The sequence below is a fragment of the Roseomonas mucosa ATCC BAA-692 genome, assembly GCF_000622225.1.
In the GTDB taxonomy this organism is placed as follows: Bacteria; Pseudomonadota; Alphaproteobacteria; order Acetobacterales; family Acetobacteraceae; genus Roseomonas; species Roseomonas mucosa.
Window position 1 is genome coordinate 30,469 of the sequence record NZ_JHWD01000022.1, and the last position, 15,762, is coordinate 46,230.

The following is a 15,762-nucleotide window of genomic DNA, read 5'->3' on the forward strand; positions in this document are numbered from 1 at the left end:
TCAGTCCATGAAGGCCAGGGCCAGCCCCGCCGCCTCGGCCGGGGGCACCACCAGCCGCGCCCCATGCCGGACCGCCGTCACGCCATTCCCCGCCAGCAGCACCGCCACCTGTTCCGGCGCGGCGCAGTGGAGGCTGAGCGCCACCATCCGGTCCCGCCCCTCCTCCAGCGCCGGGACCTCGCCGAAACGCTCCGCCACCACATCTGGCCGCAGCACGAGGACTGTGCCGGAACCGGCCGGCAGGCAGAGGCCGCCCTCGGTTTCCCGCACCGAATCCGCCCCGAAGAGGCGCCGGAACAGGCCGCCCATCCGCTCCGGCTCCCCGGAGGCGATCACGAACTCCGCCACGCCGGTCACGCCGTTGGGATGCCGGCGCCATTCCTCGCGCCAGACCAGTTCCGGCGTGTCGTGGTGGCAGAAGAACACCCGCCCGCTCTGGACCGCCGGGTCGGTGACGCTGGCGGTGCGGAAACGCGCATCCCGGCTTTCCTCCCCCAGCCGCACCGGGCGGCTGAATTCCCGGGCCTCGCCGACCGGCGCGCCCTTCGCGCGCAGGCGCCCGGCGAAATCGGGGGCGTCGGGCTTGAAGACGAGGCCGCTCAGCCCCGGAGGCGCGGTGTGCAGGTCCGCCCGCTGGGACGCTTCAAGGGGCGTCCGGCCGGGTTCGTAGCCGAGGAGCTCCAGGTAGTCCCGGCCGAAGATGGCGAGATGGTTGCTCGACCCCAGCGTGTGGTGGCCGCGCTCGGTCATGTCGAAGCCGAGCCGCGTGTACTGCGCCAGCGCCGCGTCGAGCCGGTCGCCCACGGTGATGACCACGTGGTCGATGGTGGCGGACAGATCGCTCATGGTTCGGCTCCCTTGGCGCCCGATTGCGGCCGCGAAGTCTCGCGCGCCCGCCCTGCCCGGGTCCATCCCCGGAAAGTCACATTCGGATAATGATAATCACTTGCATTTAAATTTTGGGCGTGCTTAACCTCTCTTCGCGGGCACCACTACCCCGTATCCCATCGAATGCCTCCTGCATTCAGACGTCGGAAACTCCCTACAGCCCGGTCGGCAACGACCGGGCTGCTTTTTCTCGTGCAGCCGGCGTCTCGCCCGTGCAATAGGAATCCCCCCCCCCCGCCGGAGGCCGCATCAGCCCGGCACGTAGCCCAGCGCCCGGTCGCGCGCGCGGGCCTCCGCCACCCGCTCCTCCGCCGGGCCGAAGCCGCCACCGCCCGAGGTTTCCAGCCGGATCACGTCGCCCTGACGCAGGCGCAGGTTGTTGACCTTGGAGCCCAGGCTCCGCATCTCGCCGCCGCGCAGCAGCAGAAGCCGCCCGGCACTACCCGGCTCGCCGCCCGCCAGTCCATAGGGGCGGAAGCGGAAGCGTTCGGCATTGGCGGTGAGGACGGCTTCCTGTGCGTCGATCCGCCACTCGCGGACCAGACCGAGCCCGCCGCGATACCGCCCCGCGCCGCCGGAACCAGGCAGCAGCCCGTACCGCGCGATCGTCAGCGGCAACTCGCTCTCGATCATCTCGGCGGGGATGTTGGAGTTGTTGTGCATGCCGAAGGTGAAGGCACTCAGCCCGTCGCCTTCCGGATGCGCGCCACTGCCGCCGACCTCGATCTCCACCAGCACGCCGCGCGCGCCGTCCTCCTGCACCGTCTGGAAGGAGCACACGTAGCTGACGCCGTAATAGGCGGCGGGCACGCGATCCGGGACCGCCTGGTGCAGCGCGCCGAGCAGCGTGGTGGCGAGGCGGTGCGTCGCCGCGATCCGGTTCGCCACCGGTGCCGGGTGGCGGGCGCTGACGACGGTGCCTTCCGGCGCGATCACGGCGATGGGGCGGTAGCATCCGGCATTGGCCGGGATCGGCTCGTCGGCGACGGCCATCACCGCATAGGAGACGGCGGAATGGGCCGAGGCGAGCGTGGCGTTCACCGGCCCCAGCGCCTGCGGGCCGCAGCCGGAAAGATCGACCGACATCTCCTCGCCACGCACGGTGATGGCGGCATGGATGCGGATGGGCGCGTCGGTGATGCCGTCGTCGTCGAGGAAATCCTCGAATGCGTAGTGCCCATCCGGGATGCGGCCGATCATCGCCCGCATGGCGCGCTCGGACCCGTCCAGGATCTGCGCGCAGCCCGCGACCACCGCCGCGGCGCCGAAGCGCGCGGCCAGCTTGCGCAGGTTGCCCTCGCCCACGGCGAGCGAGGCGATCTGCGCCTGGAGGTCGCCCCAGAGGATCTCCGGCTGGCGCACGTTCTGCCGCATCACTGCCAGCAGGTCGGCGTTCAGCACGCCGCGCCGGCAGAGCTTCAGCGGCGGCAGGCGCAGCCCTTCCTGGAAGATCTCGGTCGCGGTCGCGGCATAGGAGCCCGCCGCCATGCCGCCCATGTCGAGATGGTGGCAGAGCGTGCCGACGATGGCGATGCGCTCCCCCTCCGCGAAGACCGGGCGGAAGGCCAGGATGTCGGGAATGTGCTGGCCGCCGCAATAGGGATCGTTGGTGATGACGACATCGCCTTCCTCCCACTGCGCCAGCGGCAGGTGGTCGCGCACCACGGTCAGCAGCCCGGCGCTCATCGAGTTCAGGTGCTGCGGGATGCGGGCGGACTGCGCGACGTTGTAGCCGTCGCGGTCGAAGACGGCGGTGGAATAGTCCAGCAGCTCCCGCACCACGGTGGAGCGGCTGGTGCGCCAGACGGTCACGTCCATCTCGGCGGCGGCGGCGGTCAGGCCGTTGCGCAGGACCTCCAGTTCGACAGGGCCGAGCATGACCGTCACGCCTCCTGCTTCCGCGCGATCAGCGTCCCGTCCGGCCCGGGCGCGCAGCGCCAGCCGGGGGCGATGAAGGCGGTGGTGTATTCCTCCTCGATCAGCGCCGGCCCTTCGACCGGGGCGGCGACCTGCTCGCGCTGGTGCACCGCGGCCTCCTGCCAGCGCCCGCCGAGGAAGATCCGCCGTGCCTCCGGCCTGCGATCGGCGCCCAGGCCGGGGCGGCGCATTGTCCCGGCGCGCGGCAGCAGGCCCGTGGCGGTCAGGCGCAGCGCCACCAGCTCCACCGGCGCCGCCGGATTGCTGTAGGAGAAGCGGCGCTCGTGCAGGCGGTGGAAGCCGGCCAGCAACGCCTCCAGCGCCGCCGCGTCCGGTGCGGCGTCGCCCGCGGGTGCCTCCCAGGGCACCACCAGCTCGAAGGCCTGGCCGCGATAGCGCAGGTCGGCCGAAAGGGCGAAGCGGCGCGCCTCCGCCGGCACGCCATCCGCGGCCAGCAGCGCGTCGCCCTGCTCCCGCAGGGCGGCGCAGCTTTCCGCGATGCGGGGCAGGTTCCCCGCCACGGCCGGCATCACCCGGCTGCGCGCCACGTCGTGCACGATGTTGGAATGCAGGATGCCGAAGGCGGAGAAGGTGCTGGCATCCGCCGGGAAGATCACCTCGCCGATGCCCAGCTCCTCGGCCACGGGGATGGCGTGCAGCCCGCCCGCGCCGCCGAAGGAGAGCAGGCTGAAGTCGCGCGGGTCGAGCCCCTTCTCGAAGAGGCTGAGCCGCGCCGCCGAGGCGAGCGCGTTGTTGACCACGGTCAGCACCCCTTCCGCCGCCGCATCCGTTTCCAGCCCCAGGGGCCGTGCCACCTTCGCGGCGATGGCCTCGCGGGCGCCTTCCGTGTCCAGCGCCATGGCGCCGCCCAGGAAGAAACGCCCGTCCAGCCGCCCGAGGGCGATGTTCACATCCGTCACCGCCGGCTCGGTGCCGCCCCGGCGGTAGCAGACGGGACCAGGGAAGGAGCCCGCCGAGCGCGGCCCGACGGTGAGCCGCCCGCCGGAATCCACCGCCGCGAGGGAGCCGCCACCGGAGCCGATGGTGCGGATCTCGATCATCGGCAGGCGCACCGGCAGGCCGTCGATCTCGCCCTGGGTCATCAGCGTGACCTGGCCGCCCTGCACCACGCAGATGTCGAAGGAGGTGCCGCCCATGTCGGCGCCGACGAGGTTCGGCCGGCCCAGCGCCTCGGCGGCGCGCATGGTGGCGAGCGCCCCGCCGCTGGGGCCGGACAGCAGCAGCCGCACCGGCTGCCGCGACGCCATCTCCGCCGAGCAGACGCCGCCATTGGACTGCACCAGCAGCAGCCGCGCCGCCAGCGCGCGTTCCGCCATGCGCTGCTGCAGCCGGGCGAGGTAGCGCCCCACCACCGGCATCAGCAGCGCGTTCAGCACGGTGGTCGAGCTGCGCTCGTATTCGCGGATCTCCGGGCTCACCTCGGAGGACAGGCTGAGCGGCAGGTCCGGGAACTCGGCGCGGATGCGCCCGGCCAGCAGCTCCTCATGCGCCGCGTTGACATGGGCGTTGAGCAGGCAGATCGCCACCGCCTCGGGCCGCAGCGCGCGCAGCCGCTCCAGCACCGCCGAGACCGAGGCCCCGTCCAGCGCCGTCTCCACCCCGCCGTCGCCGCGCAGCCGCTCCGCCACGCCGAGGCGCCGGTCGCGCGGCACCAGCGGGGGCTCCACCTTCTGCTTCAGCCCGTAGATGTCGCGGCGGGTGTGGCGGCCGATCTCCAGCACGTCCTCGAAACCCGCCGTGGTCAGCAGCACGCCGCGCGCGAGGCGCCGCTCCAGCACCGCGTTGGTGGCGATGGTGGTGCCGTGCAGCAGCAGGCGGATGTCGGCGAGGGCGAAGCCGTAGCGCTCCGCCGCCGCCTCGATGCCCGTCATCAGCCCGATGGAGGGGTCCTCCGGCGTGGTCGGGGTCTTGAGGCTGTGCAGCCCGCCGGTCCGCTCGTCGAGGATCTGCAGGTCGGTGAAGGTGCCTCCGATATCGATGCCGATCCGGATATGGCGCTGGGAGGACAAGGGAGGAATCCTGATCACATGCCGAGATAGGCACGCCGCACATCGGCGTTGCCGGCGATCTCCGCGGCCGGGCCGGACATCACGACCCGGCCGGTCTGCAGCACATAGGCGCGGTCGGCGATGGCCAGCGCCTCGGCCAGCCGCTGCTCCACCAGCAGCACCGTGACGCCGAGGGCGCGGATGCGCGTGACCGCCGCCAGGATGTCGTCCACCAGCTTCGGCATGATGCCCTGGCTGGGCTCGTCGAGCATCAGCAGCTTCGGCTGGGTCAGCAGGGCGCGGCCGATGGCCAGCATCTGCTGCTCCCCGCCCGAGAGCGTGCCGGCGAGCTGCGGCAGGCGTTCCTTCAGCCGGGGAAAGAGCTCGAAGACCAGTTCCAGCGGCCTGAAGCGGTCCGGGTCGCCCTTGCGCGCATAGGCGCCGAGGCGGAGGTTGTCCTCCACCGAAAGGCGCGGAAAGAGCCGCCGCCCCTCGGGCACAAGGTTGACGCCGAGGCGCGCGATCCGGTGCGAGGGCATGCGGCGCAGGCTCTCGCCCTGGAAGGCGATCCGCCCCTCGGTCGCGACCTGGCCGGCGATGGCCTTCAGCAGCGTGCTCTTGCCCGCGCCATTGGCGCCGACCACCGCCACCACCTCGCCCTGGCCGACCTCCAGATCGACGCCCTGCAGGGCCTTGAGGCCCCGGTAGCTGGCGGAAACGCCCTCAAGCCGCAGCATAGCGGTCCCCCAGATAGGCGCGGATCATCTCCGGGTCGCGCACCACCTCCTGCGGCGAGCCGGTGAGCAGGACCTTGCCGAGATTCAGCACCACGGCACGGTCGATCAGCGGCAGCAGCACCTCCATCACATGCTCGACCATGATGATGGTGACGCCCTGGTCGCGCACCGCGCGGATGAGCTGCACGCCGGACTGTGCCTCGGAGGGTGTCAGCCCGGTCAGCATCTCGTCCAGCAGCAGGATGCGCGGCTTCGTCGCCAGGGCGCGCGCCACCTCCAGCCGCCGCTTCTCGGGCGGCGTCAGCGAGATGGCCGGCCGGTCCATGCGCCCGAGCAGCCCGGCGAAGTCCAGCACCTGCTCGGCCGCGGCCATCGCCTCCCGCGCGGTGCGGTGGCGGGTGAAGGCGCCCACCATCACGTTCTCCAGCACGGTCATGGAGTCGAAGGAGCGCACCACCTGGAAGGTGCGGGCGATGCCGCGCCGCGTGCATTCCACCGGCCCGAGGCCGGAGATGCGCTGCCCCTCCATGCGGATCTCGCCGGTATCGGGCGTGACCTCGCCGGAGATCGAGTTGAACAGCGAGGTCTTGCCCGCGCCGTTCGGCCCGATCAGGCCCAGGATCTCGCCGCGATGGACGTCGAAGGTGATGTCGCTGTTCGCCTGCACGCCGCCGAAGCGCTTGCTGACGTTGCGGACTTCAAGAAGCGCGGCCATCGCCACCTCCCGCCTGGCTCCTGACGCCGAGCAGGCTGACCAGCCCCTGCGGCCGGGCCAGCGCCACGATCATGATCAGCAGCCCGTAGATCATCAGGTCCACGCCGCTGCCGGAGCCACCCAGGTAGGAGCGCGAGAGTTCCGACACCGGGATCAGCACCGCCGCGCCGATCAGCGGCCCCCAGAGCGTGCCGACGCCGCCCAGCACCGCCGGCAGGGCGATCAGGATGGAGAAGGAGCCCGCGAGGATGCTGTCCGGGTCGATATAGCCGACATACTGCGCGTAGATCGCGCCGCCGACGCCGGTGAGGAAGCCGCTGATCGCGGCCGCCGCCATCTTGGAGGGGAAGACCCGCACGGCGAGGCTGCGCGCCGCCGTCACGTCGTCCTTCACCGCGCGCCAGGAATAGCCCCAGCGCGAGCCCTCGATCACCCAGGCCACGATCCAGGTCAGGGCGGCGAAGCCCAGGGTGATGAAGTGCCAGGGCAGCTTGGAGATGCGGAACTGCAGGTTCAGCCAGGAATCCGGCCCCAGCGGCACATAGATGCCCATCGCGCCGCCGACCCAGTCCCAGTTCAGGAAGAGCAGGTAGCCGATCTCCCCCACCACCACGGTCGCGATGGCGTAGTAGTGGCCGGACAGGCGGAAGCAGGGCCAGCCGACCAGCAGGGCGCAGAGCCCGGCCACGATGCCCGCCGCCGCCATGCCGAGCACCGGCGGCACGCCCGCATGGACGAAGAGCATGGTGGAGACATAGCCGCCCACGCCGAAATACAGCGCATGGCCCAGCGAGATCTGGCCGCAATAGCCGCCCAGGATGTTCCAGGCCTGGCTGAGCCCGGCATAGAGCAGGGTCAGGATGATCAGGTTCTGCGCATAGACGTCGGAGACGCCGAAGGGCAGCGCCGCGAGCAGGAGCAGGATCACCGCACCGACCAGGAGCTCGCGCCGCCGGCGGCGGGTGATGGCGTTGGCGCGCGGCGGCGCGGCGGCGGCCTGTTGCAGGGTGGTGGACATCACAGCTTCCCGAACAGGCCGCGCGGGCGGAAGGCCAGCACAAACATATAGAGGGCGAACATCCCGATCTGCTTGACCGAGGGTTCCAGCACCAGGGCGGTGAGGGATTCCGCGAGGCCCACCAGCAGCCCGGCCACCAGCGCGCCCAGCAGGCTGCCGAAGCCGCCCAGCGCCACGGTGACGTAGGCGATGGTGGCGAAGTTCACGCCCACATTGGGCGAGACGTAGTAGAAGGTGGCCAGCATCGCGCCCGCCACGCCCACCGCCGCGGCGCCCATGCCCCAGCCGATGGCGAAGATGCGGTCGCGGTCGATGCCGATCAGCGCCACCGCGTCGCGGTCCTCGCGCGTCGCCTCCAGCGCCCGGCCGAACTCGGTGCGCGAGACGGCGAGCAGCGCGGCGAAGGCCAGCAGGCAGACCACCGAGGCCACGAGCTGCGGCAGCGGCAGGTAGATGCCGGCGAGGTTCACCGTGCGGTCGCTGACCCAGGTGCCGGTGAGGCTCTGGAACTCGCTGCCGAACAGGTACTGCGCCGCGCCGCGCAGGAAGATCGCCAGGCCGAAGGTCACGAAGATCTGCGACATGCCGCGGTTGAAGGTGACGGACAGAGCCCGCCCGATCAGCAGGCGGTAGATCGCCATGCCGAAGCCGAACAGCAGCAGCGCCACCAGCGGCAGCAGCAGGATCGGGTCGAGGCCGCTGTACTGGTAGAGGATCAGCGTCGCGAACATGGCGAGCATCAGCAGCTCCCCATGGGCGAAGTTCACCACGTCCATCAGCCCGAAGATCAGCGACAGCCCGGCCGCCACGAGGGCATAGATCATGCCCATCAGCAGGCCGCTCACCACGGCCTGCGCGATCAGTTCAACGGTCATCCCCTTCGGCGCTTACTGGCCGACGTTCCAGACCAGCGGCACCGAGGCCACGTCGGACGGCCAGACGGTCCGGTAGGAGCCCTTGGTCACCTGCTGGATCACCGGCGTGCCGAGCAGGTTGTTGCCTGCCTTGTCGAACTTCACGCCCTTCCAGGGCATGATGGTCTGGTCGCCGCCGATGTCGGTCGCCTGGAAGGCCTTCTGAAGGTCGGCCGCCCTGGTCGAGCCGGCGCGGTTGATCGCGTCCGCCGCCACCTGGAGCGCGGTGAACTCGCGCGCTGTGTTGTCGTTCAGGTCCTTGTTCTGCCTGGCCTTGTAGAGCGCGTTGATCTTCTCGATCGCCGGCCGGCTGCTGCCCGCGTCGATGGCGAAGGAGGAGCGGCTGAGCACGCCCTCGGCCATGGCGCCGACGCCGGCGAGGAAGGCCTGCTCCTGGAAGCCGGCCGCCTGGGCCATGATCGCCTTGGGCTTGTAGCCGATCTCGTTCATGGCGCGCAGGATCAGGATGGCGTCGCTGGTATAGGAGGAGGGCATCAGCACATCCGCGTCCGCCGCCTTGAGCCGCTGCGCCTCGGCGGCGAGGCTCGGCGAGTTGGCGCGGTACTTGATGTCGGCCAGGACCTTGATGCCCGCCTGCTCCGCCATCTTCCGCTGGATGGTGGCGCTGTCCGTGCCGAAGATGCTGTCCTCGTAGAAGAGCGAGATGGAGCCGACCTTGCGGCCGGTCTTCTCCCCCGTCTCCTTGAAGAAGTCGAACATGGCCTCGGTGAAGGTCACGTCGTTCGGCGAGGGCCGGAAGAACCATTGCAGCCCGCGCTGCGTCAGGCTGGGCGAGGAGTTGTCGGCGGAGACATAGGGGATCTGGTAGCGCTCGGTGACCTGGGAGATGGTCGCCGCCGTGGCGGAGGAGAAGCTGCCGATGATCAGCGCCACCTTCTCCTGCGTGATCAGGCGCTCGGCCTCGGCGCGGGCCTTCTGCGGGTCGTTCTGGTGGTCGGCGAAGACCAGGCGGAGCTTCGCGCCGCCCAGCTTCGGCAGGCCGCCGCCCTCGCCCAGCAGCATGGGCACGCGGTCGTGCTGGCCGTTGATGATCTCGGTGCCCACCTCCATCACCGCCTTGGCGTCCTGCCCGATCTGGGCGCTGTTGCCGGTCAGCGGATAGACGGCCCCGATCACCACCTCCTCGGCGGCGTGGGCGCGGCGGATGTTCACGAGCGGGAGGCTGGCGGACCCCAGGGCGGCCCCCAGGGCGGAGGCACGGAGCGCGGCACGGCGAGTGAGCATGGACCCTCTCTGGCGATGGAACGGATGCGGCTCCGCCGGCACCGGCAGAGTTCGTCCGAGGCATGGACGGCTTGGCCGCCGGGAAGGCTCGCGGGGGCGCTGGCGGCCACCGGACGGGTCCAAAGCTCAGGACGGAAGGATCGGCGAGACGCATCCATTCTGTCCAATTGGCTTTCACAACCGGATGCCATCAGCCAGGCTTATGAGAGAATGCCGAAATACCGGGCAGTTGCGCGGCGTCATCGCAAGGTCCTGGCGCACCGGAAGGCCGCTTCCGGCGCCGGGACCCCATATTCCGCATCGCCCGCCCGGCGCGCCGGATGGGCAAGGCGCCGGCGCATCCCGCATAGTCCCCTCCAGCCGGAGGTGGCCGCCAGCGAGGACCATGATCGACCTGCGAAGCCTGGAGATCTTCTACTGGGTCGCGACGCTGGAAAGCTTCGGCCGGGCGGCGGAGCGGCTCTACACCACGCAGCCCGCCGTTTCCCAGCGCGTGGCGGGGCTGGAGACGGAACTCGGCCACAGGCTCTTCGAGCGCTCCGGACGCTCGATCCACCTGACGCCCAAGGGGCGCCACCTGCTGGGCTATGCCGAGCGCCTGCTGCGGCTGCACACGGAGATGGTGCAGACCATCGCCGCCGGGGAGCAGCTCGGCGGCGTGGTGCGCCTCGGCGTCGCCGAAACCATCGTGCAGACCTGGCTGTCGGACTTCATCGAGCAGGTGAACACGCGCCACCCGACCGTCACCTTCGAGATCGAGGTCGCCATCACCCCGGACCTCAAGCAGGCGCTGCTGCGGCAGGAGATGGACCTCGCCTTCGTGACCGGCCCGCTCTCGGAGCCGGAGCTCATGGACCTGGAGCTGATCTCCTACCCGATCCGCTTCCTGGCCGGCCGCCGCACGCGCTTCGAGGAGGAGCCGGTGCCGCCGGAGGCGCTGCGCCGGCACCCGCTCATCACCTTCCCCAAGAACACCGTCAACCACCGCGACCTGCGCCAGGCCTTCCAGGCGCTGGGCCTGGGCGCGCCCCGCATCCATGCCAGCGCCTCGCTCGCCACCATGATCCGCATGGCGGTGGACGGCATCGGCATCGCCGCCATCCCCCCCGTGGTCGCGCAGAACGAGATCGCGCGCGGCGAGCTGCGCCTGATCGAGACACCGCTGCGCCTGCCGCTGGCCCGCTTCACCGCAAGCTACCGCCCGGCACCCGATGCCGTCCTGGTGCCCAAGCTGGCGGGGATCGCGGTCAGCGTGGCGCATGCCTATGCACAGCAGCACGGCTTCATCTGAAGGCGCCGCCGTTGCCGAGCGCCCCGCACCTGGGGGCCAGAGCAACGCCGGGCGTAGCGCCCGGGCGCCCGCGTCAGCGCGCGGGAACGACTGCCCCGCCGTAGCGGCTCGCCGGCACCGGCACACCCAGGTTCCCGCGCAGGGTGCGGGAGGCGTATTCCGTGCGGAACATCCCGCGCCGCTGCAGTTCCGGCACCACCTGCGCCGCGAAATCCTCCAGCCCCACGGGCAGGGCGGCGGGGCAGATGTTGAAGCCGTCCGCCGCCTCGGCCTCCACCCAGGCCTCCATCTCGTCGGCGATCTGCTTCGCGGTGCCGATCAGGATGCGCGAGCCGAAGCCCGCCGCGATGGTGGTGTAGAGCTGCCGGATGGTGAGGTTGTCGCGGCGCGCCAGCTTCAGCAGGTTCTGCGCGATGCTGCGGACCTTGGGGTCGTTCGGCTCCGGCACCGGCCCGTCCAGCGAATGGGCGGAAAGGTCGCCCATCTGGCCGTAGAGATAGGAAAGCCCCAGCTCCGGCGCGACCAGCGCGTTCAGCAGGTCGTACTTCTCGCGCGCCTCGGCCTCCGTCTCGCCGATGAAGGGGGTGATGCCGGGAAGGATCTTCATCCCCTCCGGGTCCCGCCCCTTGCGCGCGGCGCGCTCCTTGAGGTCGCGGTAGTAGCTGCGGCCGGTGTCGATCTCGTGCGGCACGGCATAGATGACCTCGGCGCTCTCCGCCCCGATCTCCATGCCCGCCTCGGAGGCCCCGGCCTGGACCAGGACGGGACGCGCCTGCGGGCTGCGCGCCACGCTGAGCGGCCCCTTCACCTTGAAGTGCTTGCCCTGGTGGTTCAGCACATGCAGCTTCGCCGCGTCGAAGAAGATGCCGCTTTCCTTGTCGCGGACCAGCGCGTCGGCATCCCAGGAATCCCAGAGCCCCTTCACCACCTCGACGAATTCGGCGGCGCGTTCGTAGCGCGTGCCGTAGTCCAGGTGCTGGTCGCGGTTGAAGTTCTGCGCCTCCGCATCCGACCAGGAGGTAACGATGTTCCATCCCGCGCGGCCGCCGCTGATCCGGTCCAGCGAGGCGTATTTCCGGGCGATGTGGTACGGTTCGTTGTAGGTGGTGGAGGCGGTGGCGACGAGGCCGATATGCGTGGTCATCGGCGCCAGGGCGGAGAGCAGGGTCAGCGGCTCCAGCTCCGCCGTCTGGGCGGAGCGGCAGAGCGAGCCCGGCGGCTCGTCCTTCGCGCGGATGCCGATGCCGTCGGCCAGGAAGACCATGTCGAACTTCGCCGCCTCGGCGAGCCGCGCGACGTTCAGGAAGTGGGAGAAGTCCGAGGCCCCGCCCGGATCGACCTGCGGATGGCGCCAGGCTGCGGCGTGATAGCCGAGATAGCGCATCGACAGGCCCATGCTGATCATCTTGCGGGCGGGCATGGCGGATCTCCTCAGGCGGCGCCGCGGTCCGGCACGCCGTGCAGGGTGCCGATCAACGCGCGTGTGTAGTCGTGGCGGGGCTGGGTGAAGACCTGCTCGGTCGGGCCGATCTCCAGCAGCCTGCCGAAGTGCATCACCGCGATCCGGTGGCACAGGAAGCGTGCCACATGCAGGTCATGGGTGATGAAGAGCATGGCGAGGTTGCTGCGCGCCTGCACCGCGCGCAGCAGGTTCAGCACCTGCGCCCGCACGGAGACGTCGAGCTTGGACACCGCCTCGTCCGCCACGATCAGCTCGGGCGAGAGGGCCAGGGCGCGGCCGATCGCCGCACGCTGCAACTGCCCGCCCGACATCTGGTGCGGGAAGCGGGTGGCGAAGCCCGCCGGCAGGCCGACTTCGTCCAGGATCGCCGCGACGCGAGCGGGGACCTCGCCCTCCGGGCAGAGCCGGTGCAGGCGCAGCGGCGTGGCGATCGCCTTGCCCACTGTGTGGCGCGGGTTGAAGGAGGAGAGCGGGTCCTGGAAGACCATCTGCATGGCGCGGCGGTGCGGGCGCAGCGCGGATTCCGTGGCATGGGCGATGTCCCGCCCGTGCAGCAGGATGCGGCCGCCCTGCGGCTCGTAAAGCCGCAGCACCGTCTTGCCGAGCGTGGTCTTGCCGCTGCCGGATTCGCCCACCAGCCCCAGGATCTCGCCGGGCGCGAGATCCAGGCTGATGCCGTCCAGCGCCGTCAGCACGCCGCCGGGGCGGTGCGGGTCCGGGAAGCGGACGACCAGGTCCTCGACACGCAGCAGAGGCTCGCCCGGCATAGGTTCAGGCATTGAGCAGGCACCGGATCTGGCGCCCTGGTGCGACGGTGCGCAGGGGCTGGACGGCCTCGCAGCCCTCCTGCGCCCAGGTGCAGCGCGGGCGGAAGACACAGCCCTCGGGGCGTGCCCCGGGCGGCGGCAACTGCCCGGGAATCTCGGCCAGCCGCTCCGCCCGCGTCACCAGGGCATGGGCGGTGGCGATCAGGCCACGCGTATAGGGATGGCGCGGCGCAGCCAGGATCTGTGCCGCCGGACCGGTCTCCACGATTTCCCCGGCATACATCACTGCCAGCCGGTCGCTGATCTGCCCGGCGATGCCGATGTCGTGGGTGATGAAGACGAAGGCCGCGGCGAGGCGGTGCCGCAGGTCGCGGAACAGCGCCAGGATCTGCTGCTCGACGATGTTGTCGAGGTTGGTGGTCGGCTCGTCGGCCACGATCAGTCCGGGTTCCAGCGCCACCACCATGGCGATCAGCGCCCGCTGCAGCATGCCGCCCGAAAGCTGGTGCGGATAGCGCTCCAGCACCGCCTCCGGGCGCGGGATGCCGACGCCCTCCAGCAGCGACACGGCGCGCGGATACCAGGGCTCCGGCTTCCGCCCCTCGTCGCGGCGGGCGAGCGCGGTGCGCAGGTGCCAGCCGATCGTCTTGGCCGGGTTGAAGGAGCCGACCGGGTCCTGGAAGACCATGGCGAGCTCCCGCCCGCGATAGGGGCGGAACTCCCGGTCCGACAAGCCGGTCAGGTCGCGGTCGCGCCAGACCAGCACGTCCGCCTCGGCGCGCAGCCCTTCGGGAAGGAGGCGCAGCAGGGACAGGCCGGTGACGGTCTTGCCGGAGCCGGACTCGCCAATAATGCCAAGCGTCTCGCCAGGACGCAGCACCAGGTCCACGCCCCGCACCACGGAAAGCGGCCCGGCCTGAATGCGCAGGTTGCGGACCTCCAGCAGCGGCCGCGCGGCCACCTCCCCGGGCAGCGGCACGGCGTGGCGTTCCCGCACTGCGACGCTCATGGCCCGGCTGCCCGGCGCAGGCGCGGATCGGCGAGGTCGCGCAGCCCATCGCCCAGCAGGTTCAGCCCCAGCAGCGCCACGGAAACCACCAGTCCGGTCAGGGTCAGCACCCAGGGCGCGCTCTGGAAGTATTCCCGCCCATCTGCGAGGATCACGCCCAGCGAGGGGGTCGGCGGCTGCACGCCCAGGCCGAGAAAGGAGAGCCCCGCTTCGATCACGATGCCGAAGGCTACGCCGACGCTCACCTGCACCATCAGCGGCGAGAGGATGTTAGGCAGGATCTCCCGCACCAGGATGCGCACCGGCCCCTGCCCCATCAGCCGCGCCGCCTGCACATAGGGTTCGGGCATCAGCATACGCGTCAGGTTGCGGGCGAGGCGCGCGAAGATTGGCAGGTAGGTGAGGCCGATGGCCAGGATCACGTTCTGCATGCCGAAGCCCAGCACCACCATCATGAACAGCGCCAGCACGAAGCTTGGAAAGGCGAAGAGCAGGTCACAGCCCGCCATCAGCAGCGCCTCCCACCGCCCGCCGCGCCAGGCGGCGGTCATGCCGACCGCCGTTCCGATCGCCGCACCGCCCAGCACCCCGGCGAAGCTGACCAGGAAGGAGATGCGGCCGCCCGAGAGGATGCGCGAGAGCACGTCGCGGCCATAGGAATCCGTGCCGAGCCAGTGCGTCGCATCCGGCGGCGTCAGCACGTTGACGAAATCCATCTCCTCCGCCGGAAAGGGCGTGACCATCGGGCCGATGGCGATGCCGAGCACGACCACCAGTGTGATCAGCAGCCCGAGGGCCAGGGTGCGGCTGCGCAGGATTTCCCCCATCAGGCGCGTGCCCGCGGGTCGAGGCGGGTGCAGACGAGGTCCACCAGCAGGTTGGTGAGCAGCACCACGACCAGGAAGGTCAGCGCGCAGGCCTGGATCACCGGATAGTCCCGCCCGAAGGCGCCATCCACCATCAGCGAGCCAAGGCCCGGGATGCCGAAGACGCGCTCGATCACCACCACCCCGCCGAGCAGGTAGCGCACCTGTAGGCCGATCACCGTGACATAGGGGATCAGCGCGTTGCGCAGCACGGCATGGAAGAAGACGAAGGGGCCGGAGAAGCCCAGCGACTGCGAGACCTGCACGAAGGGACGGTGCATCACCTCCAGCAGCGAGGCCCGCAGCACGCGCGAGAAGACGGCAGCCATGGGAGCGGCGATGGCCAGCGCCGGCAGGAAGCCGGACAGCAGCGCCCCGCCCAGGGATTCCACCGGCGAGACGAAGCCGTAGGAAGGGAAGATCGGGAAGTTCAGCGCCAGGAAGAAGACCAGCACATAGCCCAGCCAGAAATCCGGCATGGAGACGCCCAGCACGGCGAAGGAGGTCATCGCCGTGTCCAGCGCCCTCCCCCGCTGCAGGGCCGCCACCGTGCCGATCACCAGCGAGATCGCCACCGCCAGCAGCAGCGCGTAGAGGCCAACGAAGGCGGTGACCGGCAGGCGGCTGGCGATCAGCGAACCGACCGGCACGCCGCCCGCGAGCGTCAGGGAACGGCCGAAATCGCCCAGCGCCGCGCCGCCCAGCCAGGAGGCGAACTGCCACCAGACCGGCCGGTCCAGGCCATGGGTCCGGCGGAAGGCCTCCACCAGCTCCGGCCGCGCATTCTCGCCCAGCGCGGCCAGGGCAGGATCGCCTGGCACCGCCTTCATGGCCAGGAAGACCAGCAGCGCCCCCGCCAGCACGGTCAGCAGCAGGATGCCGGCACGGCGGCCGGCCCGCCGCAGGTGGGTGGCGCCCAATGCC

14 protein-coding genes are annotated in these 15,762 nt (G+C 70.8%); 1 reads left to right on the top strand and 13 read right to left on the bottom strand.

Annotation, left to right across the window (positions count from 1 at the left end):
• From BT98_RS0116305 to BT98_RS0116340, 8 genes are all read right to left on the bottom strand, one after another.
• The gene (locus BT98_RS0116305; RefSeq protein WP_019461798.1) at positions 1-846 is read right to left on the bottom strand and encodes a VOC family protein; all 846 of its coding nucleotides are present in this window, start codon (positions 844-846) and stop codon (positions 1-3) included.
• A 291-nt stretch (positions 847-1,137) separates the two neighbouring features.
• Positions 1,138-2,766 carry a hydantoinase B/oxoprolinase family protein gene (locus BT98_RS27850; protein ID WP_027297297.1) on the bottom strand — a complete coding sequence of 543 codons (1,629 nt, stop codon included), beginning with the start codon at positions 2,764-2,766 and terminating at the stop codon, positions 1,138-1,140.
• A gap of 5 nt (positions 2,767-2,771) precedes the next feature.
• Complete coding sequence (locus tag BT98_RS0116315; RefSeq protein ID WP_019461800.1) at positions 2,772-4,835, bottom strand: hydantoinase/oxoprolinase family protein; 2,064 nt, start codon at positions 4,833-4,835, stop codon at positions 2,772-2,774.
• A 14-nt stretch (positions 4,836-4,849) separates the two neighbouring features.
• Positions 4,850-5,551 (bottom strand): ABC transporter ATP-binding protein, encoded by a 702-nt coding sequence (locus tag BT98_RS0116320; protein ID WP_019461801.1) that lies wholly within the window; start codon positions 5,549-5,551, stop codon positions 4,850-4,852.
• The gene (locus BT98_RS0116325; RefSeq protein ID WP_026033315.1) at positions 5,538-6,266 is read right to left on the bottom strand and encodes an ABC transporter ATP-binding protein; all 729 of its coding nucleotides are present in this window, start codon (positions 6,264-6,266) and stop codon (positions 5,538-5,540) included. The genes BT98_RS0116320 and BT98_RS0116325 overlap by 14 nt, the downstream gene beginning before the upstream one ends.
• A complete protein-coding gene (locus tag BT98_RS0116330) occupies positions 6,250-7,284 on the bottom strand; it encodes a branched-chain amino acid ABC transporter permease (RefSeq protein ID WP_019461803.1) in 1,035 nt (344 codons plus the stop codon). The genes BT98_RS0116325 and BT98_RS0116330 overlap by 17 nt, the downstream gene beginning before the upstream one ends.
• Entirely contained in the window at positions 7,284-8,159 is an 876-nt protein-coding gene (locus BT98_RS0116335) for a branched-chain amino acid ABC transporter permease (RefSeq protein WP_019461804.1), read from the bottom strand. Before BT98_RS0116335 ends, BT98_RS0116330 begins: the two co-directional genes overlap by 1 nt.
• Before the next feature lie 12 nt (positions 8,160-8,171).
• Entirely contained in the window at positions 8,172-9,443 is a 1,272-nt protein-coding gene (locus BT98_RS0116340; protein ID WP_019461805.1) for an ABC transporter substrate-binding protein, read from the bottom strand.
• A 385-nt stretch (positions 9,444-9,828) separates the two neighbouring features.
• On the opposite strand from BT98_RS0116340, the gene BT98_RS0116345 reads away from it, so the two are divergent.
• The gene (locus BT98_RS0116345; protein WP_019461806.1) at positions 9,829-10,734 is read left to right on the top strand and encodes a LysR family transcriptional regulator; all 906 of its coding nucleotides are present in this window, start codon (positions 9,829-9,831) and stop codon (positions 10,732-10,734) included.
• Between the two features lie 73 nt (positions 10,735-10,807).
• Here BT98_RS0116345 and BT98_RS0116350 read toward each other — a convergent pair whose 3' ends face one another.
• From BT98_RS0116350 to BT98_RS0116370, 5 genes are read right to left on the bottom strand one after another with little or no spacing between them, the layout of a single operon-like run.
• Positions 10,808-12,154 (bottom strand): LLM class flavin-dependent oxidoreductase, encoded by a 1,347-nt coding sequence (locus tag BT98_RS0116350; RefSeq protein WP_019461807.1) that lies wholly within the window; start codon positions 12,152-12,154, stop codon positions 10,808-10,810.
• A gap of 11 nt (positions 12,155-12,165) precedes the next feature.
• Positions 12,166-12,975 (bottom strand): ATP-binding cassette domain-containing protein, encoded by an 810-nt coding sequence (locus tag BT98_RS24730; protein WP_115359181.1) that lies wholly within the window; start codon positions 12,973-12,975, stop codon positions 12,166-12,168.
• Entirely contained in the window at positions 12,968-13,972 is a 1,005-nt protein-coding gene (locus BT98_RS0116360; RefSeq protein WP_079253416.1) for an ABC transporter ATP-binding protein, read from the bottom strand. Before BT98_RS0116360 ends, BT98_RS24730 begins: the two co-directional genes overlap by 8 nt.
• On the bottom strand, positions 13,969-14,799 hold the full coding sequence (locus tag BT98_RS24735) for an ABC transporter permease (RefSeq protein WP_019461810.1): 831 nt from the start codon (positions 14,797-14,799) through the stop codon (positions 13,969-13,971). The genes BT98_RS0116360 and BT98_RS24735 overlap by 4 nt, the downstream gene beginning before the upstream one ends.
• On the bottom strand, positions 14,799-15,758 hold the full coding sequence (locus BT98_RS0116370; protein ID WP_081798628.1) for an ABC transporter permease: 960 nt from the start codon (positions 15,756-15,758) through the stop codon (positions 14,799-14,801). The genes BT98_RS24735 and BT98_RS0116370 overlap by 1 nt, the downstream gene beginning before the upstream one ends.
• Between the last annotated feature and the right edge of the window lie 4 nt (positions 15,759-15,762).